At 66.8% G+C, this 23,729-nt stretch carries 22 protein-coding genes; 12 read left to right on the top strand and 10 right to left on the bottom strand.

What is annotated here, in order from left to right; genetic code table 11:
- Positions 1-9: 9 nt before the first annotated feature.
- The 3 genes from E7V67_023730 to E7V67_023720 all read left to right on the top strand — a co-directional run bounded on the left by E7V67_023730 (position 10) and on the right by E7V67_023720 (position 3,959).
- The gene (locus E7V67_023730; GenBank protein ID WUR12670.1) at positions 10-1,206 is read left to right on the top strand and encodes an acetyl-CoA C-acyltransferase; all 1,197 of its coding nucleotides are present in this window, start codon (positions 10-12) and stop codon (positions 1,204-1,206) included.
- A 178-nt stretch (positions 1,207-1,384) separates the two neighbouring features.
- Complete coding sequence (locus E7V67_023725) at positions 1,385-2,164, top strand: enoyl-CoA hydratase (GenBank protein ID WUR12669.1); 780 nt, start codon at positions 1,385-1,387, stop codon at positions 2,162-2,164.
- A 154-nt stretch (positions 2,165-2,318) separates the two neighbouring features.
- The gene (locus E7V67_023720) at positions 2,319-3,959 is read left to right on the top strand and encodes a hypothetical protein (GenBank protein WUR12668.1); all 1,641 of its coding nucleotides are present in this window, start codon (positions 2,319-2,321) and stop codon (positions 3,957-3,959) included.
- Between the two features lie 28 nt (positions 3,960-3,987).
- Here the strand turns inward: E7V67_023720 and E7V67_023715 are convergent, their stop codons facing one another.
- A complete protein-coding gene (locus E7V67_023715) occupies positions 3,988-5,172 on the bottom strand; it encodes a S8 family serine peptidase (protein WUR12667.1) in 1,185 nt (394 codons plus the stop codon).
- Between the two features lie 326 nt (positions 5,173-5,498).
- Between E7V67_023715 and E7V67_023710 the strand changes: the two genes are divergently transcribed.
- Positions 5,499-7,004 carry a tetratricopeptide repeat protein gene (locus tag E7V67_023710; protein WUR12666.1) on the top strand — a complete coding sequence of 502 codons (1,506 nt, stop codon included), beginning with the start codon at positions 5,499-5,501 and terminating at the stop codon, positions 7,002-7,004.
- Here E7V67_023710 and E7V67_023705 read toward each other — a convergent pair.
- Entirely contained in the window at positions 7,001-8,533 is a 1,533-nt protein-coding gene (locus E7V67_023705; protein WUR12665.1) for a glycoside hydrolase 43 family protein, read from the bottom strand. The genes E7V67_023710 and E7V67_023705 overlap by 4 nt on opposite strands.
- Positions 8,534-8,749: 216 nt before the next feature.
- On the opposite strand from E7V67_023705, the gene pnuC reads away from it, so the two are divergent.
- On the top strand, positions 8,750-9,307 hold the full coding sequence (pnuC, locus tag E7V67_023700; protein ID WUR16334.1) for a nicotinamide riboside transporter PnuC: 558 nt from the start codon (positions 8,750-8,752) through the stop codon (positions 9,305-9,307).
- Between the two features lie 4 nt (positions 9,308-9,311).
- Here pnuC and E7V67_023695 read toward each other — a convergent pair whose 3' ends face one another.
- The 4 genes from E7V67_023695 to E7V67_023680 form a co-directional block, all read right to left on the bottom strand.
- Positions 9,312-10,025, bottom strand: a complete 714-nt coding sequence (locus tag E7V67_023695; protein ID WUR12664.1) for an SIMPL domain-containing protein — start codon at positions 10,023-10,025, stop codon at positions 9,312-9,314.
- Positions 10,022-11,266, bottom strand: coding sequence for a M56 family metallopeptidase (locus tag E7V67_023690; protein WUR12663.1), 1,245 nt, complete (start codon positions 11,264-11,266; stop codon positions 10,022-10,024). Before E7V67_023690 ends, E7V67_023695 begins: the two co-directional genes overlap by 4 nt.
- Entirely contained in the window at positions 11,263-11,643 is a 381-nt protein-coding gene (locus E7V67_023685; protein ID WUR12662.1) for a BlaI/MecI/CopY family transcriptional regulator, read from the bottom strand. The genes E7V67_023690 and E7V67_023685 overlap by 4 nt, the downstream gene beginning before the upstream one ends.
- 112 nt (positions 11,644-11,755) lie before the next feature.
- Positions 11,756-12,532, bottom strand: a complete 777-nt coding sequence (locus E7V67_023680; protein WUR12661.1) for a response regulator — start codon at positions 12,530-12,532, stop codon at positions 11,756-11,758.
- Between the two features lie 258 nt (positions 12,533-12,790).
- Between E7V67_023680 and E7V67_023675 the strand changes: the two genes are divergently transcribed.
- From E7V67_023675 to E7V67_023665, 3 genes are all read left to right on the top strand, one after another.
- Positions 12,791-13,282 (top strand): helix-turn-helix domain-containing protein, encoded by a 492-nt coding sequence (locus E7V67_023675; GenBank protein WUR12660.1) that lies wholly within the window; start codon positions 12,791-12,793, stop codon positions 13,280-13,282.
- A gap of 207 nt (positions 13,283-13,489) precedes the next feature.
- Positions 13,490-14,173 carry a DUF4142 domain-containing protein gene (locus tag E7V67_023670; protein ID WUR12659.1) on the top strand — a complete coding sequence of 228 codons (684 nt, stop codon included), beginning with the start codon at positions 13,490-13,492 and terminating at the stop codon, positions 14,171-14,173.
- A gap of 166 nt (positions 14,174-14,339) precedes the next feature.
- Positions 14,340-15,479, top strand: coding sequence for an IS481 family transposase (locus E7V67_023665; GenBank protein WUR16333.1), 1,140 nt, complete (start codon positions 14,340-14,342; stop codon positions 15,477-15,479).
- A 302-nt stretch (positions 15,480-15,781) separates the two neighbouring features.
- Here the strand turns inward: E7V67_023665 and E7V67_023660 are convergent, their stop codons facing one another.
- From E7V67_023660 to E7V67_023650, 3 genes are read right to left on the bottom strand one after another with little or no spacing between them, the layout of a single operon-like run.
- A complete protein-coding gene (locus E7V67_023660) occupies positions 15,782-16,285 on the bottom strand; it encodes an OsmC family protein (GenBank protein ID WUR12658.1) in 504 nt (167 codons plus the stop codon).
- A gap of 32 nt (positions 16,286-16,317) precedes the next feature.
- Positions 16,318-17,220, bottom strand: a complete 903-nt coding sequence (locus E7V67_023655) for a protein phosphatase 2C domain-containing protein (GenBank protein ID WUR12657.1) — start codon at positions 17,218-17,220, stop codon at positions 16,318-16,320.
- 44 nt (positions 17,221-17,264) lie between these two features.
- Positions 17,265-17,873, bottom strand: a complete 609-nt coding sequence (locus tag E7V67_023650; protein ID WUR12656.1) for a hypothetical protein — start codon at positions 17,871-17,873, stop codon at positions 17,265-17,267.
- A gap of 66 nt (positions 17,874-17,939) precedes the next feature.
- Between E7V67_023650 and E7V67_023645 the strand changes: the two genes are divergently transcribed.
- The 4 genes from E7V67_023645 to E7V67_023630 all read left to right on the top strand — a co-directional run bounded on the left by E7V67_023645 (position 17,940) and on the right by E7V67_023630 (position 22,729).
- Positions 17,940-18,533, top strand: coding sequence for a DNA-3-methyladenine glycosylase I (locus E7V67_023645; GenBank protein WUR12655.1), 594 nt, complete (start codon positions 17,940-17,942; stop codon positions 18,531-18,533).
- The gene (gene mnmC, locus E7V67_023640; protein ID WUR12654.1) at positions 18,478-20,211 is read left to right on the top strand and encodes an FAD-dependent 5-carboxymethylaminomethyl-2-thiouridine(34) oxidoreductase MnmC; all 1,734 of its coding nucleotides are present in this window, start codon (positions 18,478-18,480) and stop codon (positions 20,209-20,211) included. Before E7V67_023645 ends, mnmC begins: the two co-directional genes overlap by 56 nt.
- A 98-nt stretch (positions 20,212-20,309) precedes the next feature.
- Positions 20,310-21,011, top strand: coding sequence for a HAMP domain-containing sensor histidine kinase (locus E7V67_023635; GenBank protein ID WUR12653.1), 702 nt, complete (start codon positions 20,310-20,312; stop codon positions 21,009-21,011).
- The gene (locus E7V67_023630) at positions 21,008-22,729 is read left to right on the top strand and encodes a tetratricopeptide repeat protein (protein ID WUR12652.1); all 1,722 of its coding nucleotides are present in this window, start codon (positions 21,008-21,010) and stop codon (positions 22,727-22,729) included. Before E7V67_023635 ends, E7V67_023630 begins: the two co-directional genes overlap by 4 nt.
- 207 nt (positions 22,730-22,936) lie before the next feature.
- Here the strand turns inward: E7V67_023630 and E7V67_023625 are convergent, their stop codons facing one another.
- Positions 22,937-23,620, bottom strand: coding sequence for a hypothetical protein (locus E7V67_023625; GenBank protein ID WUR12651.1), 684 nt, complete (start codon positions 23,618-23,620; stop codon positions 22,937-22,939).
- Between the last annotated feature and the right edge of the window lie 109 nt (positions 23,621-23,729).

Here is a 23,729-nt window from a genome sequence, read left to right as displayed (position 1 = left end):
ACGAATAACATGAGCAAACAACTTCAAGACGCATACATCGTCGCAGCGACCCGCACCCCGATCGGCAAGGCGCCACGCGGCATGTTCAACAAGACGCGCCCGGACGACCTGCTGGTGCACGCGATCCGCGGCGCCATGGCCGCCGTGCCGAACCTGGACCCGGCCCTGATCGTCGACGCGATCGTCGGCTGCTCGTTCCCGGAAGCGGAGCAGGGCTTCAACATCGCCCGTAATTCGGTCGTGCTGGCCGGCCTGCCGAACACGGTCGGCGGCGTCACCGTCAACCGCTACTGCGCCTCCGGCATCACCGCCCTGGCGATGGCGGCGGACCGCATCCGCGTCGGCGAAGCCGACGTGATGATCGCCGGCGGCGTCGAATCGATGTCGATGGTGCCGATGATGGGCCACCACCCGTCGATCAACATGGACACGTTCAAGGACGAGAACGTGGGCCTGGCCTACGGCATGGGCCTGACGGCCGAGAACGTGGCGAAGCAATGGAAGGTGTCGCGCGAAGACCAGGACGCCTTCGGCCTGGAATCGCACCGCCGCGCCATCGCCGCCCAGCAGGCCGGCTACTTCAAGGACGAGATCACGCCGGTAGAAATCATCACCCGCACGCCTGACCTGCGTACCGGCGAGATCAAGATCGGTAAGCGCACCGTCGATGCGGACGAAGGCCCACGTGCCGACGCGTCGATCGAAGGCATGGCGAAGCTCAAGCCCGTCTTCGCCGCCAAGGGTTCCGTGACGGCGGCAACGTCGTCGCAGATGTCGGACGGCGCCGGCGCGCTGATCGTCGTCTCGGAGAAGATCCTGAAGGAACACAACCTGACGCCGCTGGCCAAGTTCTCGTCGTTCGCCGTGCGCGGCGTGCCGCCGGAAATCATGGGCATCGGCCCGAAGGTGGCGATTCCTGCCGCGCTGGCCGCCGCCGGCATCACGCAGGACCAGCTGGACTGGATCGAGCTGAACGAAGCCTTCGCCGCCCAGGCGCTGGCCGTGATCCGCGACCTGAACCTGGACACCAGCAAGGTCAACCCGATGGGCGGCGCAATCGCCCTGGGCCACCCGCTGGGCGCGACCGGTGCGATCCGCGCCGCGACCGTCGTGCACGCACTGCGCCGCAACAACCTGAAGTACGGCATGGTGACGATGTGCGTCGGCGCCGGCATGGGCGCTGCTGGTATCATCGAGCGCGTGTAATACAAAGAGCCGGCGGCTCATGGCTCAAACCCGGAACCCAAATCTGGGGTCAGACCCGTCGGGTCTGACCCCGGCTCTTGGCCTTGGGTTTAAATATGAGCTTCCGGCTCGCTAGATAAAGAAGGGCGCCGCGGTTTCGACCGGGCGCCCTTCATCATTCAAAACAAGGAGAAGAGACATGGACATCCTCGTCAGCAAGGAAGGCGGCATCCTCACGCTGGAATTCAACCGCCCCGAGCGCAAGAACGCGATCACCTCCGCGATGTACCAGACCATGGCGGACACGATCAACGCGGCCGAGACGGACAACGAAGTGCGCGCCATCCTGATCGCCGGCAAGCCGGAGATCTTCACGGCCGGGAACGACCTGGACGACTTCATGAAAACCGCGCGCCCCAGTACGGCCGAGGAATTCGCCAACCGTCCCGTGTTCCAGTTCATGCGCGCCCTGTCGGGCACCACCAAGCCCGTGGTGGCGGCGATCGGCGGCATGGCGATTGGCATCGGCACCACGCTGCTGATGCATTGCGACCTGGTCTACGCCGGCGACAGCGCCAAGTTCTCCGTGCCGTTCACGCAGCTGGGCCTGTGCCCTGAATTCGGCTCGTCGATGCTGATGCCGCTGGCCGCCGGCCACGCCCGCGCCGCCGAGAAGCTGATGCTGGGCGAGCCGTTCACGGCCCAGGAAGCCTACGACATGGGCATCGTCTCGAAAGTGCTGCCGGCCGCCGAAGTGCTGGACTACGCGCGCGCGCAAGCGGCCAAGCTGGTCGCGCTGCCGGCCGCGTCGATCCGTACGACCAAGAGCCTGATGACGCAGGGCCGCAAGGAAGAGCTCAATGCCATCATCGCCAAGGAAAGCAAGCTGTTCGGCGAGATGCTGCTGGCGCCGGAAGCGAAGGAAGCGTTCATGGCTTTCTTCGAGAAGCGCAAGCCGGATTTCACCAAGTTCGCGTAACCATCCTGCTGGACGGGCATGCTCTCCTGGGCTCCTCGCCCTGGCAGAGGAGCCCGTCCTGCATCGCTTTCGTATAAAGTGCCGAAGATGAGGCACTAGCCGGCTGCATGAAGCCGGTGTGAACCGTGGAGAAACCAGTGGCAGAGGTGAGAGCGTGTTGATGTCACGCTGCGTCCGGCTCGCGCGCGCCTGCGTATGCGCTATCGTCCTATGGCTGGTTTGCGGCGGCAGCGCGATGGCGTCGCCGCGAGCTGTCGTCAATCTCGACATCGACAGACAGGGCAACGTCACGGCGGATTTTCACCTGCCCGCCGGCACCAGGGTCGTCCGGTTCAAGGAGGCCACCGTCGATGCGGCGCGGCGTCGGTGGCTGCCCGCCGATTCCGGCCTCGTCATGGAGGGCAACGCCGTCACCGCCGCCGATGGCGGTGAAATCAGCCGCCTGCGCTTGGTCATCGGCCGAGCGCAGCAAGGCCGGCTGCGAAGTTATGACGCGCTGGTCGATTTCGGCGACGGCGGCGTAGCGGTCTATTCGTCGTACCTGGAACTGGAGATGCCGACCGCGTTCGTTCTCGCCAAACCCGGTTATGTGCGCGGTAACAGAATAGCTGCCGGTGCGGCGATGGTGCCGCAAGAAGGCGCTTATTTATACATGGGGCCACTCACTGCGCAACGACTGGCAGGGGGCTCCATCCTGCTCGACCGGCGCACGCCGCCATGGGTCACGACCGAGCTGCGCACGACCCTGCCAAGGCTGGCGCATTACTACGTCAAGGCACTCGGGTGGCGCCGACCATTGCGGCCCAATATCATGCTGGTCGTCGCGGCACCCGAGCAGCCCGGTGCGAGCTACCGCGGCGACGTGCTGCCCGGCCAGTCGATTCGCCTCGCACTGACAGGGGGCGACTGGCAAACGCCGTCGGAACAGCGCCGGCTGATGCTGCGCCAGATGCTGGCCCATGAGCTGTTTCATGTATTTGAACGCGAAGATGGGGGCGGTGCCGATCACGGGCGCCCATGGATTCATGAAGGAATGGCCGAGTATGCGGCGCTGCAGGCCCTGCGTGCCACGCGCCTGGCGGGCACGCCGTTTGTCGTCGAGGCGCTGGACGAGCGCATCAACCAGTGCCTGGCACGCCTCGGCAACCGTTCGCTCACCGCTGTCGAACCCACGTCGAGCGAGCAACGGCTGTTCTATGACTGTGGCACGCTGGCGTTTGCGCTGTATGATCGCTACAGCCAGGTCCAGCCCGACGGAGCAGGGAGCTATTTCAAGGCGGTGGCCCCGGTGTTGCAGCTGGATGGCGATGCGGTCGTCAACCTCATGAACAGACTGTCCCGCGATGCCGTGCCGAGCGCGCATGCGTATATCGGGCAGCTGTTGGCGGCCGGTCGCCTCGATGACACGACGCCGCTCGAGACGGTTATGACCGAGCTGGGGATCGTGAATACGAGTGGCAGGCACGCCAATGCGGTGTATGCGCGCGCGGTACTGCACTATCTGCTCGCAAACGACTGCTCGGGCGGGCGAGGCTACTGGACGCTGCCGGAGGGCTTCCGGCTGGACGGGCGGTTCAACTGCAGGACGGTAAGCGATTCGCCGACGATCAGCCACGCCTTCGCCATCGACTTGCGCGACAACGCCGCTCAAGCTTATGAAAGGATCCGGGCAGACTGCGGTCGTGCCGGCGCCACGGTGCCCCTTGCCGGCCCGGGCGACATGCGCTTGTCGCTGGCCTGCGACAAGCCGATCGACGCCGTGCCCATGGCAGTCCACCCGGGCAGGCTGCCATAGGCGCCGTGCAAGCGCAGCCGGCCTTCCGTTACTCAGGCGCCGTCAGGAACCCATCGCCGATATCGGTCCCGTCGATATCGGCCGGGAACACGTCGCGCCGTGCCGTGGCCGACAGTTTGGCCGCGACCGTGCGGGCGTCGGCCTGGCCGCCGCCTTTCTGCAGCGCCTCCCACCACAGCGCGGCCACCCCGGCCACGTGCGGGCAGGCCATGCTGGTGCCGCTCCAGGTTTCGAAGCCGCCGCCGGGGAAGGCCGACGTGATGTCCACGCCGGGGGCGCTGATGCGTGCCATGTAGTTGGAGAAATTGGCCACGAACAGCTTGTCGTTGCGCTTGCCGATCGCGGCCACGCTGACGACGTCGTTCGCCGCCGCCGGCAGCGAGACGGCGATGCGGAAGTCCTTGTTGTCGTCGCGCCGGCTTTCGTTGCCCGCGGCCGCCACGACCAGCGGTTCGATACCCAGCCCGCCCTGCGCGTCCAGCATCGCCATGATCGCGTCGAACATGCGCAGATTGCCGCGATACGCCTCCAGTGCCTGCGACGTGGCCAGCGCGACCGGCATGCCGCCCTTCGTCAGCTCTTCCACCATGCCGGGGAAGTCGAAGCCCAGCGACATCGAGATGATGTTGGCGTTCTGCTGCAGCGCCCAGGTCATGCCGTTGAACAGCATCTCGGAACTGCCGGAGCCGTCGTTGCCCAGCACTTTCCCGATCAACGCCTTCTCGACACCGCGTGCGATGCCGATGCGGCGGCCGACGTCGCGACCGAAGATCGTGCCGGCGCAGTGGGTACCGTGGCCGACCACGTCGTCGATGCCGTCGCCGCTGAAGTCGTTGGTGACGAGGTCGACGCCCTTGAATGCCGCGTGGTTCGCGTCGATGCCCGTGTCGAGCACGCAGACGGTGACGCCGGCGCCCGTGAAGCGGCTCTTGTCCGCGCCTACTGCCGCGATACCCCAGCTGTCGGCCGCGGCGGCCGGGGCGGCGCTCTTGAACGGCTCGATCAGGCGGGTCGGCATCGTCGGTGCGACCAGGCGCACATCCGGCTCGGCGCGCGCTTGCGCCAGCTCTCTGTCGCTCAGGCGCTCGACGGTGATTTGCGGCTGGGCGGCGGCATGGCGCAGCGTCTCGAACAGCCGGGTGCCGGCCAGGCCGGGCTGCACGCGTGCTTCGGCGGGCGCACTGCTTCTCAGGACCACGTATTTTTTCATCATATTCTCCCTCTGTATTCGCGTTTTGCGAGCCAGTATGGGGACTGCACAGACGGCGCCACTGGCGGAGCGCCGGCTGTCTGAGGCTTGTCAAAGTGTAGCATCGCGATGAGGGGAAAGGTCGCGATATTGTCACCAGGTTTAGCGCAACTGTCATGGCGGGGACAGCCGCATGGGAATGTGGTGCCGGTATATTTCCCGACCGCCGGCGCCGGTAGTGGCGGCTCGCGCCGCCAATTGCCCTCTCCACTGAGCGAGGCGTATTGTGCATGCCGATTTTTACGCGGCGATGACATGCAACGCCGCGCCGCTGTGGTCTAATGCGGGCCATGCATTCCATCGACCCTTCCGACATCGGCGCGCTGCTGCGCCAGGCCGTGGCGCACCACCAGCGCGGCGAGCTGGCCCAGGCCGACGCGCTGTATGCCGCCGTGCTGGCGCGCGACCCTGCCAATTTCGATGCGCTCCATCTCTCGGGCGTGATCGCGCGCCAGCGCCAGGCACCGGAGCTGGCGCTGGACCTGATCACGCAGGCGCTGGCCATCGACGCCGGCCGTGCCATCGCCCACTGCAACCTGGGCGCCGTGCTGCAGGACCTCGGCCGCGAGCAGGACGCCCTGGCCAGCTACGAACGCGCGCTGGCGCTGCAGCCGGACTATCCGATGGCGCTGTGCAATCGCGGCAATGCGCTGCGACGCCTGGGCCGGCTGGACGAAGCACTGGCCAGCTACGAGCGCGCACTGGCGCTGGCGCCAAGCTATGCCGAGGCGTTCTGCAACCGCGCGCTGGCGCTGCAGGCGCTGGACCGGCATGCCGACGCGCTGGACGCTTTCGGCGCGGCCCTGACGCAGCGGCCGGCATATGCGGAGGCCTTGCACGGTGCCGGCGTCTCGCTGGCGGCGCTCGACCAGGCCGAGGATGCGCTGGAGGCGTTCGACCGCGCGCTGCGTGCGCAACCCGATTACGTGGCGTCTTGGTGCAGCCGCGGCACCTTGCTGCTGCGTGCGCAGGAGGCGCACGCGGCGCTGGACAGCTACGACCAGGCGCTGCGCCTGCGCCCCGGCCATCCGCGTGCCCAGCTGGGTCGGGCCAACGCGTTGCGTGCACTGGGCCGGCGCGATGAGGCCATTGCCGCTTACGAGGCGGCCGCCGCCTGCGGCGCCGATGGCGCCACTGTGGCCTACCTGCTCGCGTCGCTGGGCGCCGCGCCCGCGCCGCAGGCCTCGCCCGCCGGCTACGTGGCGGCGCTGTTCGACCAATACGCCGGCCGCTTCGACCGCCACCTGGTCGACGTGCTGCGCTATCGCACCCCAACGCTGCTGGCGGACGTGCTGGCGCGCCAGCTGGCAGGCCGCAGTGGGCTCGATATCCTCGACCTGGGCTGCGGCACGGGCCTGTGCGGGCCGCTGTTGCGGCCGTTGGCGCGTCAGCTGGAAGGTGTCGACCTGTCGGCCGGCATGCTGGCGCAGGCGCGCGAGCTGGGCGTCTACGATGCGCTGGCCTGCGGCGAGCTGACGGCCTATCTGGCGCAGACGCCGGCGCGCTGGGACGTGCTGACGGCCGCCGACGTGCTGGTCTACGTCGGCGACCTCGATCCCGTGCTGGCGGCGGCGCGGCAGGGGCTGCGCGCTGGCGGAACGTTCGTGTTCTCGGTCGAGGCGCTGGACGGCGACGGCTATTCCCTGCGCGCGTCGGGCCGGTATGCGCACGCGGCCGAATATCTTGCCATGCTCGCCGCGCGGCACGGTTTCACGGTGCGCGAGCAGGTGGCGTGCACCTTGCGCGAGGACAGCGGCGAACCGGTCGCCGGGCTGGTGTTCGCGTTGGGTCTCTAGCGGCTCACCCGAAAATAATCGAAGTCGGCATAGCCGCCGGCGTGCTCGCCAACGCTGAACAACCCCAGCGTCGCCCCGACCCAGCGCCCCGGCTGCGCGGCGAACGATCCCGGGGCCGGCGTCCACGCCGCGCCATCGGCGCTGTACGAGAACCGCACCCTCGCGCCATCGGCCCAGTCCAGCCGCAGGTGCATTGCGGGCGGCGCATCGGCCAGCAGCACCTGCGTCGCTTCCGTGCAGCGCATCACGGCCGGTGCGCACTGCGCATACACCAGCTGCGTGCGGCCCGCCTGCCGGCGCAGTCCGATCCACGCATACTGCATGCCGTCGACGATCAGGCCGGCGCGGTCGCCGTCAAGCGCGTCGTGCAAGGCCACGTGGGTGCGCACGCTGAACGCCGGCGCCGGCACCTTCTGCGACAGGATCGGCGCACCGCGTACGAAGTCGCGCGCGGCCGGCACCGCCTGCGTGAACAGCCGCAACGCGCCGTGATGCACCGACAGCGAATGCCAGCCGGGTTGCGGATTGGCGTTCCATTGCCATTGCGGCCCCAGCGTAGTGGACGAGAACTCGTCGCTGGTCGCGGGCGCGGCGACGGCCCCGGCGGCGGGCTTGGCATGCCGTGCGACCGGCTCGCCCTTGTGCGGCGCGAGGCCATCCGTGCCAATGACGGGCCAGCCGTCGGCCCAACGCAGCGGCTGCAGGTGCACGATGCGCCCGTAGGCCTTCTTGTCCTGGAAATGCAGGAACCAGTCCTTGCCGTCCGCCGCGCGCACCCAGGCGCCCTGGTGCGGGCCGTTGACGGCGCTGCGGCCCTGGTCCAGCACGATGCGCTCCTCGTACGGGCCCTCGATGGAACGGGCGCGGAACACGCTCTGCCAGCCTTCGGCCACGCCGCCGGCCGGGGCGAACACATAGTAGTAACCGTTCCGCTTGTAGAACTTGGGGCCTTCCAGCGTGCGGTAGCCCGGCAGCCGGTTGCCGTCGATGATGTCGCGGCCCTTGTCGTCCAGCAGGGTGCGGCCGTCCGGGGCCATGCGCCGCAAGGTCAGGATGTTGTTGATGCCGGCGCGGCTCTTGGCCCAGGCGTGCAGCAGCCAGGCGTTGCCGTCGTCGTCCCACAGCGGGGTCGGGTCGATGATGCCCTTGCCGGGCAGGAGCAGGTGCGGCGCGCTCCATGGGCCGGCGAAACGCTCGGCGGTGATGACGTACACGCCGTGGTCCGGGTCGGGATAGAAGATCCAGAATTTGCCGTCGTGCCAGCGCAGGCACGGTGCCCACACGCCCTTGCCGAATTGGGGCGTCGCGAACGTCCCTTCCGGCACGAGGCGCGGCAGCGCGTGGCCGACCAGGCGCCAGTTGACCATGTCATCGGACTCCAGCAGCGGCAGGCCGGGCACGTAGTTGAAGCTGGAAGCCGTCATGTAATAGCGCTCGCCCACGCGGATGGCGTCCGGGTCCGAATAATCGGCGTGCAGCACAGGATTGCGATAAGTGCCGTCGCCCTGGTCGGGCTGCCACGGTGGCATGGACGGCGTAGCGCAGCCGGTCAGGGCGGCCAGAAGTAAGAGAGAGGCGAGGCGTGACAAGGGCATTGTTGGCGTCGAAAAAATCCGGGACAGTCCCGGAATGTGGGAAGCTCGGCAGACTATAGCAGCGCTGTCGCGCCCTGGTGCTCAAGCGATTGATTGTTGCGGGCGCATCCGGGACAATGGCCGCTCCTCACTTGAAAGGGTCGCCGCGTGTTGACATTGGAAATCGCCGCCAACGCCGTCATGGCCGTCTCGATCGTGCTGGCCGGCCGCAATAATGTCCATTCCTGGTGGCTCGGCATCGTCGGCTGCGCGCTGTTCGCGGTGTTGTTCCACGACGTGCGGCTGTATGCCGACGTGGCGCTGCAGGTGTTCTTCATCCTGACCTGCATCGTCGGCTGGGTGCAGTGGCTGCGCGGCGGGGGCGGCGCGCCGCTGCCGATCACGTCCGCCAGCGTGCGTACCCTGGCGCAGCTGGCGGTTGCCGGCATCGCGGCCACCGCCGCCTATGGCCTGATGCTGCGCGAGTTCACGGACGCCTACGCGCCGTTCATCGATTCCGCCGTGCTGGCGTTTTCCGTGATCGCGCAGCTGCTGCTGATGGGGCGCCGCATCGAGACGTGGCCCGTCTGGCTGCTGGTGAACACGATCTCGGTGCCGCTGTACGCCAGCCGTGGGCTGAACTTGACGGCCGTGCTGTACGCGGCGTACTGGGTCAATGCGCTGGTGTCGTGGTGGTGGTGGCGGCGGCAGATGCGCACCGCCACCTGAACGCCTACTGCAGCCGGAAGATCGCCGTCACCGACTGCGCGAACGGGATCGACGGCGGCACAGCGTAGTTGGCCATGGCGGGCGCGCGCGGCAGGGTCTCGCCGCCGGCCGCCTGCGCGATGAAGGGCGCCGACAGCTTGTCCAGCGGCCCGCGTGTGATCGCCATCGCCGGCCCCAGCTTGCGGCCGAACGAGCGCGCCAGCGCCGTGCCGTTGGCGCGGGCGTCGTCGGCCGCCTGGCGCAGCAGGTCGCGGTTGAGCTGTTCGCTGTCGCTGCGGTCGAACGAGACGCCCAGGCTGTCCACGTGCTCCGTCGCCAGCAGTGCGGCCACCAGCGCCGGCCAGCGCGCCAGCTCGCGCACCTGCACGCGGTAGTGGCGCGTCAGCACATAGGCCGAGGTGGCGCCGTCCGCCGCCGGCTTGCTCAGCCCGACCGTTTTCTTGGCCAGCTCCGCGCTGTCGACGTCGGCGTCGGCCACGCCGTGCTGCGCCAGCAGCGTGGCGATGGTGGTGGACAGCTCGCCCAGCGCGGCGCTGGCTGCCTCCGCGCTGGTGTGCTGGGCGCCCGTCTCGAACTGCAGCTCGCCCTGATCCGGGGGAAGCCAGGCTTGCGCTTTGCCGGCGGTGGAAACCAGAGGGTACGAGGGCAGTTCCGCCGCGCCCGCCGCTGGCATTGCCAGCAGCGCCGCGATGCCAGCGACGACGATCGACCGCATCATTCCAATACCCAGACGTATTGCATCATGTTCCATGCCTTGACCGGCTTGCCGCCATTGCTGGCCGGCTTGAAGCGGCATTTGGCGATGCCGGCGCGCGCCGCTTCGTCCAGGGACGGATGTCCGCTGGACTTGCGTACCTGCGAGTCGGCCACGCTGCCGTCGCGATCGATCAGGAAGCGCAGCGTGACGGTGCCGGTTTGTTTTGCCGCCAGCGCTTCGGCCGGCCACGCGGGCTTGGCGCAGGTGGCGAAGTCGATATAGGCCTGCTTCTCGGGCTTTTCCACCGGTACATCGACACCGGCCTGCGCGAGGCTGGCGACGCAGACCGTGGCCAGTGCCAGTGCGGGCAGGACGGCGGCCAGCGTGGCTGGGCCTTTACGGCTGGGGGCGGGGCGCAGCAGTCGGGTAATGCGGTCCATCATGTCTCCTCCATTGGCCGCGAGGGCCGGTTCGGGGTGGGTGAACTGGCGTTTCTCCAGTTCGGAAAGGGCAATGGCCAGCCGGCGCGGACCGCCGGCGTGGTCGGCCGCGATGGCGTCCGCGATCAGCTCGCGCTCATGGCGGATGCGGCGCGACAGCCACCAGACGGCCGGGTGGTAGAACAGCACCGTCTCGATCGCGTTCTGCAGCAGGTTGACGAGGTAATCGTGGCGGCGCACGTGGGCCAGTTCGTGGGCCAGCAACGCCTGCAGCAGCTCGGGCGGCAGGCCGGACAGCAGGCTGGCCGGCACCAGCACGACGGGGCGCCACCACAGCGCCGTGACGGGGCTGGCCAGTCGCTCGACGACGCGCAGCCGTACCGGGCGCCGCATTCCCATCGCCTGTGCCAGCTCGGCCAGCCGGGCCTGCCACGCCGGATCGCGGCCGCCGTGCCGGGCGCTGCGGCCGATCCAGGCCAGGCCCAATACCGTGCGCAGCGCCAGCGCCAGGCTGCCCGCGCTCCATGCCGCCACGATCCACGTCATATAGGGTTTCAATGCCAGCGCGCCCGCGGCGACCCCGGTCGGGGCCAGCGCGGCATACGCGTCATGGACCATCAGGTCGCCTTGCAATCGCAGCGTCAGCTGGCTGGTCGGCCATGCGATACACAGCAGCAGGCCGACGCACGCCACCAGGTAGCGCTGCTGCGGCGCGGCGTCGCGCAGCAGTGCCAGCACGGCGGCCGTCGCCAGGCCGATCAGCGCACCCTGCCAGAGGAAATGGACGAGCGTCCAGCCGAGGGCATCGACCAGGGCGCTCATTGCTCGTCCTCCTTCAGCATGCGCTCGATCTCCTCGCGCTCCTTTTTCGAGATGCCGGTCTTCAGCGCGGCCAGCACGAGCGCCTTGGCCGAGCCGGCGAAGGCGCGCTGCAGCAGGTCCTGCAACAGGCTGGTCTGCAGCGCGTCGCGCGGCTGGGCGGGGGCGTAGATGTGCGAGCGCTGGCTGTCGTCGCGAATCAGCAGGCCCTTGCCGTGCATGACCTGCATCAGCCGCAGCACGGCGCCGTAGGCCAGGTCGGGTCGTTCCAGTTGCATCGCCTCGTGCACCTGACGCGCCGTGGCGGCGCCCAGGGGCCACAGCACTTGCAGCAGTTCCAGCTCGGCGGCGGTGGGTTTGGGGGTGTCGGGTCGTTTCATCGCTGTCCTTGTGTTTTGGACAGCATAGCCAAACTAGACCGAAATGTATACTTATTCTCGATGAAAAGCCGAAGCGCAGGCTCAGACCAGCGAGAAGACTAAACCGAAAGGTTTAGTTCTGGCTGCCCTCCGCCGCACCGTGACGGTAGGCGCTTGGCGTGACGCCCATCTTCTCGCGGAAGGCGGTGGCGAAGTTGCCGGCGTTGCGGAAGCCGACCAGCAGGGCGATGTCCTGGATGTCCATGTCGGTTTCGCGCAGCAGTTGCAGGCCACGGGCGATGCGCTCTTCGCGGATGAAGGCGAACACCGTCTTGCCCGTGTGGGCGCGGAACAGCTGGCTCAGCTTTTCCCGGTAGGTCCCCACGCTGCGGGCGATCTCCGCCAGGCTGGGCAGGGCGCCCAGGTTGTCCGCGATCAGGTGCATGGCGGCGCGCACCGTCACGGCATCCGGATCGACGGGCGCGGCCGGATCGGCCGGCGGTGGGCTGGGCGCGCGGCGCATCAGATTCAGGTGCACGTGGATGCGCGCCGCCAGTTCGCCCGGCGTAAAAGGCTTGGAGACGAAATCGACGCCACCGATGGAAAGCCCGGTAATCCGGTCTTCGGCCGAGTCGATACCGCTGACGAAAATAATCGGGATATCTTGCGTGACCGGATTGGCTTTTAACAAGCGGCAACACGCATACCCATCCATATTCGGCATGCGCACATCGAGCAGTATCAGGTCCGGGTGCTGCGACAGCGCCAGCTGATAACCCTGTTCGCCGTTGAACGCCACCGACACGCGATATGGCATCTCGCTCAGCAGATCGACCAGCATGCGCTGCTCGAATGCCGAGTCCTCAACGATGAGTATATTGCGTACGGTGGCATCGCTGGTGAGGTACATGGCGTGGCTACTACATATGAGTTTGCTGTCTATTATGCCCAAGTTTAAAAATATTTATCTATTTTCGCCTCTGGCAAAGGCGTTGTCACTTCCCGCAAAAGCGCCTCATCTCGCAGTGCAACATAATAGATGCACGGTTACCCTGTGAAATCCTGCAGACGTGACTATTCGTGAGTTTCTGGACGCCCTTTTCAGGTTAAAACATAGCCTTCACGGCTAGCTGCCTGATTCACTAAAACGCAACAGTAGGAGGGAAGTATGAAACATACCGATTTTGGCCAGATGCCTTGCCCGATCGCGCGCAGCCTCGGCAAGGTTGGCGAATGGTGGAGCATCCTGATCCTGCGCGACGCGTTCTATGGACTGACGCGCTTCGACGAGTTCGAGAAGAGCCTGAAGATCGCGCCCAATATGCTGACGCGCCGCCTGGCAGGGCTGGTCGCGGGCGGCCTGATGGAAAAGCGTCAGTACAGCGCGCGTCCGCCTCGTTATGAATATCTGCTGACGAAGGAGGGGCGCGCCTTCAAACCCGTGCTGCTGGCCTTCATCGCCTGGGGCAACGAGCACCTGGCGCCGGAAGGCGCGAGCCTCTTGGTCGTCAATCGCGAGACCGGCGAACCCGCCACGCAGATCCTGATCGACGCCAACAGCGGCCGGGCCATCTGCGACGAGGACTACATGTTCGCGCCTGGACCAGCCGCCAACGAGGTGATGCGCATGCGCCTGACGCAGGCCGCCAAACAGCTGTAACCGCCCCCCGCGGACATCTGTTGCCCGGGCTTCGGCCGCCTTCGTGCGGCCGGCGCCCGGGCTTTTTTTGTCCCGGCCGCTGACCCGCGTGCGGTGCGACCTTCCCCTGCCATCCAACGTAGAATGAATTTCCATACGTGAGAAAAGAATAAGATCCTGGAAGCGGCCTCTTCGGTAGATTGACCTGTAACCAATAGGAGAATCAGAATGAACAAGGCAAGGATGTGGAAGAGTTTCCTGGGCGTGCCGTTGCTGGCGGTGTTGATGAGCATTGGCGCGGCCCATGCGCAGTCGCTGGGCAAGGCGGATGAGAAATCGCTGAAGGACATGGCGATGGCGAATATGGCCGAGGTGGAAACGGCCAAGCTGGCGTTGCAAAAGTCCCAGAACGCCGAGGTGAAAACGTTCGCCCAGCAGATGATCGACGATCACAGCAAGGGCCTGGATGAGGTGAAAGCCGTGGCCCAGGCCAAGAACGTGGCGCTGCCGACCGAGCTGGACGCCAAACACAAGGCGATGGCGAAGAAACTGGAAGGCCTGTCCGGCCAGAAGTTCGACATGGCCTACCTGCAGCACGCGGGCGTGAAGAGCCACAAGGAAGCCAAGACGATCGTGACGAAGGCCCAGTCGAACGCGAAGGACAGCGACGTCAAGGGCCTGGCAGCGAAGCTGCAGCCGACGATCGACCAGCACATGGGCCACGTGCAGCAGCTCTCGGCCAGCCTGAAGGGCAACAGCGGCACGGCCATGGGCGCCAGCGGCAGCGGCAAGACGGGCAGCAGCGCGACGATGCCGGCATCGAAAGACAAGGTGCAGAAGGCACAGGAGAGCAGCGGCAATACCGACAACCCGGCCGATCCGTCCAACCCGGCCACCAAGCCGGTCAAGTAAGTTAAGGATGTAAGACTCACAGGGCCGCAGGCGGATCCCTCAACCCCAGGCTCAAAACCGGGGTCAGACCCGCCGGGTGTTTGGGCGGGAGACATAGGTAACACTTGTCGGGAGACATAGGTAACACCTTTTATGATCATTGCACAGCAACTAACAGGCGTCTCTTATACCTTGGAAGGAGTCCACCACTATGTCGTCCCGACTCGAGTTTGTCATGCTCGCCCAAGCTCCGGAAGCTAACATCGCTGCCCTCTGCCGGGCGTTCCAAATCAGCCGGAAGACTGCATACAAATGGCTCGATCGATATGCCAACCATGGTGCGGAGGGGCTGTTCGAGCAATCGCGTAGACCCCACTCATCGCCTGCAAGCTCGTCGGATGAACTAGAGCTGCAGGTGCTAGCGCTGCATTTGGAGAATCCATGCTGGGGCTCACGCAAGCTGCGTGAGCTCTTGCCCGAGCATCTGCCACGCCCCCACCACAGCACTGTTGACGCGATCTTAAAGCGCCATGGCTGCCAGGTTATTGGGGCGCCGGTTAAACAGGATTTGGCCTCGACACGCTTCGAGCATGACCTACCGAACTCGCTTTGGCAGATGGACTTCAAAGGACATTTCGGGCTGACCACAGAGGCCGCAGGGCGATGCCATGCGCTGACCATCCTTGATGACCATTCCCGCTATAGCGTCTGCCTTACCGCTTGTTCTAACGAGCGATTCAGCTCTGTCCAGGCAGGGATGCAAGCGACGTTTGAGCGCTACGGGCTGCCTGATCGAATTACTGCTGACAACGGTCCACCTTGGGGAAGTACTGGTCTCAAAGGGCTGACAAAGCTCAAGGTGTGGCTCATTCGACTCGGTATCCGCATCAGCCATAGCCGTCCGTATCATCCGCAAACGCAAGGTAAAGATGAGCGCTTCCATCGTACTCTAAAGCTAGAGCTGCTTGATCGTCGCGGCTTCGGTTCGATTGCTCAGTGCCAGTTGGCCTTCGATGAGTGGCGTGACAAATACAACATGCTTCGCCCCCACCACGCTTTAGGCATGAAGCCGCCGATCACACGGTATGAGCGCAGCGGACGCGAACTGCCCAGTGTCTTGCGGCCCATCGAGTACCTATCCAGCGATATTGTGAGAAAGGTCGATGCGAAAGGCTACATCTCGTATGCCAATCAACGCCACTACATCGGAGAGGGCATGCAGGGACAGCCGGTCGCGATCAGGCCCGATCCTGACAACGACGGCCTTCTTGAGGTCCGGTTCTGCCATCACAAAGTAATGGAGCTGGACCTCAAGGCCGTGACGTAAAATGCAATTTCATGTGTAACCCATGTCTCCCGACATGTGTTACCTATGTGTCCCGGCTATACACCCGCCGGGTCTGACCCCAGCTCTCCGCTTTTGGGGGCAAAGACGTCCGCGGCTGGCTGATAATTTTCCTTAACTTAGCGGCATTAGGGACTGACCCTGAAGTTTCGCGCCGATTATCGGGCCGCCCAGCCGAACTTCGGGGTCAGTCCCTTGCAGGGACAGACCCTTCGAAAGCAGTCAGCGGCGCGAGCAAGTCACCACGAACTTCTCGCAAGCCGACAGCGGCACCGCGGGCTACGTCAACCCAGCGTCTGCTCCGGCAGCTCGTCGCTGCCATCGGGCTCGATGGCCGGTTCGATGGTGATCTCCGCCTTCAGCGAGTTGGCGATGTAGCACTTCTCGTGCGCCTCGTGGTGGATCGCGGCGATTTCCTCTTCGCTGGGCCAGGCGCTGCCGCCGAACACGATCTGCGGACGCAGCGTGATATTGGTGAACGCCACGCGGCCCTCGGCATTCTTCTCCATCAGGCCGACCGCGCTGTCGGTATAGCTTTCCACGACATGACCGCGCCGCGCCGCGATCGACAGGAAGAACAGCATGTGGCAGCTGGACGTGGCCGCGACCAATGCCTCTTCCGGGTCGATATTGTCCGCCACCGACATCGGCAGCGGCACCGACAGCGGCGACGAGGACGCCGGCACGCGCAGGCCGCCGTCGAAGATCCACTCGTGCGCGCGGCTGTAGCGCTGGTCGAGGAAATCCTGGCCGTTACGCTGCCATTCCAATCGTGCTTCGAATTGCATGGAAACTCCTGTACATGGTTGGGTGGTCGATGTCAGTGCACCCGGCACACGGCCGCCGCGGCGTCGTCGGCGCGCTTGACGGCCAGGCTGTCGGCGCGGCCCTGGTCCGCCTCGAAGGTGCGCAACCGCGCCAGGACGCTGGCCGCGCCGTCGGCCACGCAGCGGCGCGCCAGCTCGCCAGCCGTCAGCAAACGGTAGGGATCGACGAGGCGCCAGAAGCCGTCCGTCATCGCGATGACGGCGGCGCCGGGCGCCAGCGGCACGGTGAACGTGCGTGCGGCGATCGGACCTTGCGGCGCCAGACACAGGATCGTGGGCGCAAGCGCCATGTTCTGTTCCACGCGCCGCTCGCGCAGCATCGGCAGCAAGGCGGCCTTGCGCGCCGCTCCGTCCACGATGCCGGACTGCGCCAGCGCCGCGATCTGCGTCTGCAGAATGGCCTCCTGCGGATTGACGTACGGGTCGAGATCGTTGATGGATGCGTCGCCGTCGAACAGCAGCGTCTTGCAGTCGCCCACGCACCAGGCGTGCAGCGTGCAGCCTTCGCCGGCATGGAGGAAGCGCAACCAGGTGAGGGCGGCGATGGGCCAGGCGTAGGGCGGCACCGCGCCCTCTTCGGTGCGGGCGCGGTAGGCCGCGCGCACGTCGGCCAGGGCCAGCAGCGCGCTGTCGCCCTGCGCGCGGTCGCGCCGCAGGTGCGGTGCCAGGCAGCGGCGGAATTCGTGGACGAACCACGTCACGTCGCCCTGCCCGAGGTCGACGTAGTCGACGTCGGCCACGGAAGTGGCGCCGTCCAGCACCAGCACGTCGGTCATGTCATCCTGCTCGAATACGGCGACCAGGTCTTCGTTGTGCCCGGCGCTGGCGCCGTCGCAAACGGTGTCAATACAGACCCTGTCGATCGCCAGCTTGCCCGCGCGCGACGCGATGTCCATGGTGATTCCCGGGAAGTGATCAATCCGGCAATTCTAACCGCGTCTCAGGCATTGCGCCCCAGCGTCTTGCGCCCGGTGGCCGACCAGTGCGGCTTGTCGCTGCTGCCGCCGACGAACTTGATCACGCCGTAGGTCTTGCCGACGGCGATCAGCTGCGGGTTCATGCCGGAGCGGGGCAGCTTGTCGAGGATGACTTCCTTGCCGGCGGCGTCGCGGATGCGCACCACGCCGCGCCAGGAGATCGTCATGTCGATGGCGCGGCCGTCGATGTGCAGCGACATCAGCGCGGGCGCCGTGCGCAGCCCGCTCATGCCGAAGGCACCCACCATGTCCTGCGCGGCGCGCACGCTGTCCTTCGGGTTCGGGTGGACCCAGCGGATCGGCACGCCCGTCATGGCCGGCACGTCGGCCGGATCGACCTTGCCGCGGGCGATCTTCCAGCTCCAGTGCATCAGGTAGGCACGCTCGCGCGGCCGCAGGGTGGCGGCGATGCGCACGCGGATGTTCGCTTTCGCCATCGCGTCGAGAAAGGCGAGCACGGATTCGCGGAACGGCGGCGCCAGGTCCTCCGGCGAGCGGCTGCCGGGAAAACGCTGCACCCAGTGGGCGCCGCTGAGCTCAGCGGTGGCGTCGGATGTTTCGGTAGCGGCCATGCCAATTCCCCTGTCTGGTGTCTGGATTCTTTTATACTGCGAAACTCCGAAACGTCGCGCACGACCATGCCCAATCACGCCGAACCGTCCGCCCCACCCCAGCGCTGCCGCTGGGCCAATCCCGCCAATCCCCGCTACCTGGCCTACCACGACGAGGAATGGGGCGTGCCCTGCCACGACGAGCTGCGCCTGTTCGAGATGCTGAACCTGGAAGGCGCGCAAGCCGGGCTGTCGTGGGAGACCATCCTGAACAAGCGCGAGACCTACCGCGCCGCGTTCGACGGCTGGGACGCGGAGAAAATCGCCGCCTACGGCCCGGACAAGGTGGCGCAGCTGCTGGCCGACCCCGGCATCGTGCGCAACCGCCTGAAAGTGGCGGCGGCGATTGCCAACGCCCAGGCTTACCTGCGCCTGCGCGCGGAAGGGCAGACGCTGGACAGCTTCCTGTGGGCCTATGTCGACGGCAAGCCGCTGCAGAACAGCGGCGAATTTCCCGCCAAGACGGCGCTGTCCGACCGCATCTCGAAGGACCTGGCGAAACGGGGCTTCAAGTTCGTCGGCTCGACCATCGTCTACGCCTACATGCAGGGCATCGGCATGGTCAATGACCACGCCGCCGGCTGCTTCCGCCAGCGCGCGTGCGCCGCGCTGGCACGCTGACATGCGCCGCGTCGTCCTCGGCACCGGTTTCGGCCATGGCGAGCAGCTGGCCGCGGCGCGTGCCGCCGGCGCGCCATTGCACTACATCGCGCTGCTGGCCGAACTGCCGGCCCCCCAGGCGATTGCCGATCCCGAGCTGCGCGCCGCCTGGCCGACCGCCGTGCCGGGGCTGCACCGCCTGGAGCTGGACGGCGGCCGCACCACGCTCGACCTCCTGCTGGGCGACGTCGACACCAACCTGGGCGAAGTGACGGCGCGGGTCGACGAGTTCTTCGTGCCCACGCCACTGGCGTCGCCGCGCCTGCTGGGCAAGCTGGCGCTGCCCGGCGCGCGCCTGGCGGTGTGCGATGGCGGCGACACGTGGCGCCGCGGCTTGCGTGCGGCCGGCTTCTCCTGGCAGGAGGGCGGCGAATCCGGCTGGCTGGAGGCGCGCTATACCGGCCGCAAGCCGCAGGCGCCACGGCCCGTGCCGCCCGAGCGCAGCGCCATCGTCATCGGCGCCGGCGTCGCCGGGAGCGCGGCCTGCGAGCGGCTGTGCGCGCGCGGCTGGCAGGTGACCTTGCTGGAACGGCATGCCGAACCGGCCACGGAAGCCTCCGGCAACCGGGCCGGCATTTTCATGCCGCTGCTGTCGCGCGACGACAATATCCCGACCCGGCTGACCCGGGCGGCCTACCTGTACGCGCTGCGCCACTGGCAACGCCTGGGCGGGCTGGCGCCGGCAGGCGAGCCGATGCTGGGCGACCAGTGCGGCGTGCTGCAACTGGCGCGCGACGCCGACCATGCCGCCTTGCAGCGCGAGATCGTCGAGCACTGGCGCTATCCGCAGGAGTTCGTGCGCTGGCTCGATGCCGGCGCCGCCGCCACGCTGCTGGGAGGCGCCACGCCGCATGGCGCCTGGCTGTTCGAACAGGGTGGCTGGGCCAACCCGGCCTCGATCTGCCGCGCCATGCTGGCCGCTTGCGGCGACCGGCTGCGCCGCGTATTCAGCGCCGCCGCGGTGCGCCTGGAACGGCGCGACGGCCGGTGGCACGCCATCGGCGCCGACGGCACGGTACTGGCCAGCGCAGCCCACGCCATCGTCGCCAACGGTGCCGGCGCGCTGACCCTGGCGCAGACGGCCGCGCTGCCGCTGTACACGATGCGGGGGCAGGTCACGCACGTGGCCGCCGCCGACTTTGCCGCGCTGCCGCTGGTGATCTGCCGCGAAGCCTACATGACGCCGCCGGTGGGCGGCATCGTCAGCGTGGGCGCCACCTACGACAAGGATGACGAGCGCGTGTTGCGCCCGGCCAGCCAGGCCGAAAACCTGGCGCGGGCGCGCGAGATCCTGGGCCCCGCGCGCGTGCCGGAAGACCTGCCGCTGCAGGGGCGTGTCGGCCTGCGCTGCATGGCGCCGGACCGGCTGCCGCTGGTGGGCGCATTGCCCGATTACGGGGCGCCGGGCCGGCCCGAGCGGCTGCGCGACGTGGCACGCTTGCCGAATTTGCATGCGCTGCTGGGCTATGCGTCGCGTGGGCTGATCTGGGCGCCGCTGGCGGCCGAGCTGCTGGCCGCCATGCTGGAGGACGAACCGTTGCCGGTCGAAGCCAGCCTGGCGGCGGCGCTGGACCCGGCCCGGTTTTTGTTGAAAGAGCGCAAACGCCAGGGCCTGCCGAGTGTCGCAAGCGCGCCATAAGCATTGATTTTTCAGGGCTTGCGGGCCGTTTTCGTGAATGTTGCCTTGCGGCATCGCGATATAATGCCTCCGACAAATTCCCGTTGGAGAAATGCAGGATGGATGATCACAAAGGCTCGCCCGAGCTGTTCATGTTCTTGGCGTCCACCGTGCACGACATGAAGAATTCGATCAGCGTCCTGGGTGGCACGCTGGAGAACCTGCTCGACCACGGCAAGGGCCCGGAGCAGGGCGACCCCGCCTATCCGCAGATGGCGCACATGCTGTACCAGACCCGCCGCCTGTCCGACAACCTGATGCAGCTGCTGGCGCTGTACAAGGAAGTGGGCAAGCCCACCTACCCGTTCGAGCCGAACACGGTGCCCGTGCGCGAGCTGGTGCAGCAGGTGGCCGGGCAGGCGCGCGTGCTGCTGGAATCGAAGCAGATCGCGCTGGAGCTGGAGTTCCCCGCTGACCTGCTGTGGACCTTCGACGAGGACCTCGTCATCGGCGTGCTGGCGCATGCCGTCAACAACGCCGTGCGTTACACGCGCGACCGTATCCGCCTGACGATCGTCGAGCGCGACGGCCTGCTGGAGCTGGCCGTGGCGGACAACGGTATGGGCTTCCCGCCGTCGATGCTGGAGGCGGGCGCGCTGGTGGGCCAGGGCGTCAACTTCCTGACCAACAGCAGCGGCCTGGGACTGTTCTTCGCCAGCGAGGTAGCGCGCATGCACAAGCGGCGCCAGGTCGCCGGCGCCATCCGCCTGGAGAACGGCGGCCCGCTGGGCGGCGGGCGCTTCGTGCTGACATTGCCATGACCACCACCTACATCACGGCCAGCGGCGCACCCAGCGCGGACATCGCCGACGTCGACTGGGCCGAGAAACGCTACCTGATCGTCGACGACTTCGTCGGCATCCGCCAGCTGCTGCGCGAATCGCTGCGCAATATCGGCGCCAAGCACATCGACCAGGCCTCGTCCGGCGGCGAGGCGATGACGCTGCTGCTGCGCACCCACTACGACGTGGTGCTGTGCGACTTCAACCTGGGCGAAGGCAAGAACGGCCAGCAGGTGCTGGAGGAAGCGCGCGTGCGCAACCTGATGATCCCCAGCAGCGTGTGGCTGATGGTCTCCGCCGAAAAAAGCGTGGAGTCCGTGATGGGCGCGGCCGAGCACCAGCCGGACGCCTACATCATCAAGCCGATCACGGAAGGGGTGCTGCTGACGCGCCTGAACCGCGTCTGGCACAAAAAACAGGTGTTTCGCGAGATTGACGCCGCGTATATCGAGAAGGACTACCTGCGCGCGGCCAAGCTGTGCGACGCCCAGGTGGCGCAGCACAAGGTGCACGAGATCGACCTGATGCGCATGAAGGCAACCCTGCTGCTGAAGGCGGGCGAGCCGGACAAGGCGCGCGCCGTCTACGAGCGCCTGCTGGAAGAGCGCGAGTACAACTGGGCGCGCACGGGCCTGGGCAAGATCCGCATGGCCAACGGCGACCATGAGGCGGCGCGCCAGATGTTCCAGGGCGTGATCGCGGAAAACCGTTTTTATATCGATGCCTACGACCAGCTGGCCGCGGCGCTGACCCTGCTGGGCCGGCACGAGGACGCCTGCGGCGTGCTGGAAAAGGCGGCCAAGCTGTCGCCCAATTCCGTGCCGCGCCAGCGCAGCCTGGGCAACACGGCGCTGCGGCTGGGGAATGTGCAGCTGGCCGAACACGCCTTCCGCAAGTGCATCGCCATCGGCGAATACTCGATCGCCCGCACGGTCGACGCGTATCTCGGCATGGCGCGCGTGTGCGGCCAGAAAGGCGACATCAAGGAGGCGCTGCGCCTGCTGGCGGCCGCCCAACGTGATTTTCCCGGCGACCTGGTGCAGTTGCGCAGCAAGATCACCGAGGGCCTGGTCTACCACGAGAGCGGCGACTTCCGCCGCGCGCGCAAGTCCGGCGACGAGCTGGAAGCGCTGCTGGAACGCGAACCGAAGCGGCCGCAGACGGCGACCTGCATCGAGATGGCGACCTTGCTGTTCGCCGTCGGCGTCAAGGACGCGCCGGTGGAGCTGCTGTGTCACGTGATCCGCAACAACCACGACAATCCCGTGCTGCTGGAAGAGGTGCAGAAGATCTTCGACAAGGCGCGCATGGGCGACGAGGGCATGGAATACATCGCCGCGGCCCGGCGCGAAGCGAACGAGATCATGAACAAGGGCGTGCTGCTGTGGAAGACCGGCAAGCTGGCCGAAGCCGTCGAATGGATGCGCGACGCGCGCGTGCGCCTGCCGGACAATATGCGCATCCTGTTCAACTCCGCGCAGATGCTGATCAACCACATGCAGCTGCACGGCTACGACGAAGCGCTGATGATCGAGGCGAACGGGGTGCTGATGCACGTGGACGAGCTGGCCGCCGGCCAGCAGCGTTTCGCCCAGTTGGTGGAGCAGCTGCAGATGCTGATCCCGGGACGGGCGCAGACACCGGAGGCCATCGATGCCGAGATCGATGCGTTGCGCGGGGTGGAGCCCGCGGCGTGACATTGGGGTCTGTCCCCCTGGGGAGCGTAGCCGGGGTTTCGAGGAGCATGCTCTTCGCCGGCGAAGCGGAGCTGGCCTGCAGGCCAGCTCCATGACCCCGGTTTTCTATGTTGGCTCGAACCGATTGGCTGACGGTACGCAGCGCAATGTCTTGTCGCCGCCACGGATAAAAACCGGGGACAGTCCCGAAGGGACAGTCCCCAACCCTTACTCCTTCGGCTTCGGCCCCACCGCCTTCTTCGCGGCCGGCTTGCGCGCCGCCGCCGCGGCATCCGTCTCGCCTTCCGCGACAGTCGGCGGCACGCTGTTGTCCTGCGCTGTCGCCACCGGCGCCGTCGGCGAGGCCTTGCCGCCCTGGTCAGGCACCATCGCCGAATTCACGGCCTGCTTGAACTGCTCCTGCAGCAGGTTCCACCATGCGCCGGGATTGGCCATCTGCGCGGCTGCGGCCGTGGCGGCGTCCGGCTTCGGCGCTGCCTTCGCGTCATCGCCCTCCGGCTTCGCAGCCGGCTTGGCGGCACCGGCGCCCTTGGCCGGGTCGAGGTGCTGGAAGAACGCGGCGGCGTAGGGATTGGCGTCGTGGCGGCCCGACTGCTGCATCGCCTCGGCCATCGTCTGGCCCATCGTCTTCAACGTGGCGATCGTATTGCGCTGCACCTCCAGCGCCTGGATGCTACTGCGCAGCATGGCCGTGTTCAGGTTGAGCCACGATTCGACGGCTTTCAGGTCGTTGATCTTCTTGTCCAGTTCATCGACCGACAAGGTGGGGGTGGCGATGCTGGGCAGCGACATGCCGGGCACGCCCATGCTGCCCCACAGGTTCTTCACGAAATCCAGCGTATCCGTCATCGCGGCGGCGCCGGGGATATTTGGCATTTGCGGTGTGCTCATCTTGGTCTCCTGATGTCTTTCGCAGACGGGGAAAGGCGGGGCGCGCCTAGCGTAGCAGATTGTCAAGCCGCCTGTCCAAAAACTTGCCCCTAGCGAAAGGCAAGGGACG

The sequence above is a fragment of the [Empedobacter] haloabium genome, from assembly GCA_008011715.2.
Lineage (GTDB): Bacteria > Pseudomonadota > Gammaproteobacteria > Burkholderiales > Burkholderiaceae_D > Rugamonas > Rugamonas haloabia.
Note: the sequence above shows the minus strand (reverse complement) of the source record. Positions and strands in the feature narration are given on the sequence as shown.

Excerpts from the sequence above, each read along its gene's own strand:
- E7V67_023680 (WUR12661.1), bottom strand. The coding sequence starts at position 12,532 with ATGTACCTCACCAGCGATGCCACCGTACGCAATATACTCATCGTTGAG.
- E7V67_023645 (WUR12655.1), top strand. The coding sequence starts at position 17,940 with ATGCCCAATCACGCCGAACCGTCCGCCCCACCCCAGCGCTGCCGCTGG.
- E7V67_023715 (WUR12667.1), bottom strand. The coding sequence starts at position 5,172 with ATGATGAAAAAATACGTGGTCCTGAGAAGCAGTGCGCCCGCCGAAGCA.
- E7V67_023685 (WUR12662.1), bottom strand. The coding sequence starts at position 11,643 with ATGAAACGACCCGACACCCCCAAACCCACCGCCGCCGAGCTGGAACTG.
- E7V67_023660 (WUR12658.1), bottom strand. The coding sequence starts at position 16,285 with ATGCAATTCGAAGCACGATTGGAATGGCAGCGTAACGGCCAGGATTTC.
- E7V67_023730 (WUR12670.1), top strand. The coding sequence starts at position 10 with ATGAGCAAACAACTTCAAGACGCATACATCGTCGCAGCGACCCGCACC.
- E7V67_023675 (WUR12660.1), top strand. The coding sequence starts at position 12,791 with ATGAAACATACCGATTTTGGCCAGATGCCTTGCCCGATCGCGCGCAGC.
- E7V67_023625 (WUR12651.1), bottom strand. The coding sequence starts at position 23,620 with ATGAGCACACCGCAAATGCCAAATATCCCCGGCGCCGCCGCGATGACG.
- E7V67_023710 (WUR12666.1), top strand. The coding sequence starts at position 5,499 with ATGCATTCCATCGACCCTTCCGACATCGGCGCGCTGCTGCGCCAGGCC.
- E7V67_023690 (WUR12663.1), bottom strand. The coding sequence starts at position 11,266 with ATGAGCGCCCTGGTCGATGCCCTCGGCTGGACGCTCGTCCATTTCCTC.
- E7V67_023635 (WUR12653.1), top strand. The coding sequence starts at position 20,310 with ATGGATGATCACAAAGGCTCGCCCGAGCTGTTCATGTTCTTGGCGTCC.
- E7V67_023655 (WUR12657.1), bottom strand. The coding sequence starts at position 17,220 with ATGGACATCGCGTCGCGCGCGGGCAAGCTGGCGATCGACAGGGTCTGT.
- E7V67_023650 (WUR12656.1), bottom strand. The coding sequence starts at position 17,873 with ATGGCCGCTACCGAAACATCCGACGCCACCGCTGAGCTCAGCGGCGCC.
- E7V67_023630 (WUR12652.1), top strand. The coding sequence starts at position 21,008 with ATGACCACCACCTACATCACGGCCAGCGGCGCACCCAGCGCGGACATC.
- E7V67_023695 (WUR12664.1), bottom strand. The coding sequence starts at position 10,025 with ATGATGCGGTCGATCGTCGTCGCTGGCATCGCGGCGCTGCTGGCAATG.
- E7V67_023725 (WUR12669.1), top strand. The coding sequence starts at position 1,385 with ATGGACATCCTCGTCAGCAAGGAAGGCGGCATCCTCACGCTGGAATTC.
- E7V67_023705 (WUR12665.1), bottom strand. The coding sequence starts at position 8,533 with ATGCCACCGTGGCAGCCCGACCAGGGCGACGGCACTTATCGCAATCCT.
- mnmC (WUR12654.1), top strand. The coding sequence starts at position 18,478 with ATGACCACGCCGCCGGCTGCTTCCGCCAGCGCGCGTGCGCCGCGCTGG.
- E7V67_023670 (WUR12659.1), top strand. The coding sequence starts at position 13,490 with ATGAACAAGGCAAGGATGTGGAAGAGTTTCCTGGGCGTGCCGTTGCTG.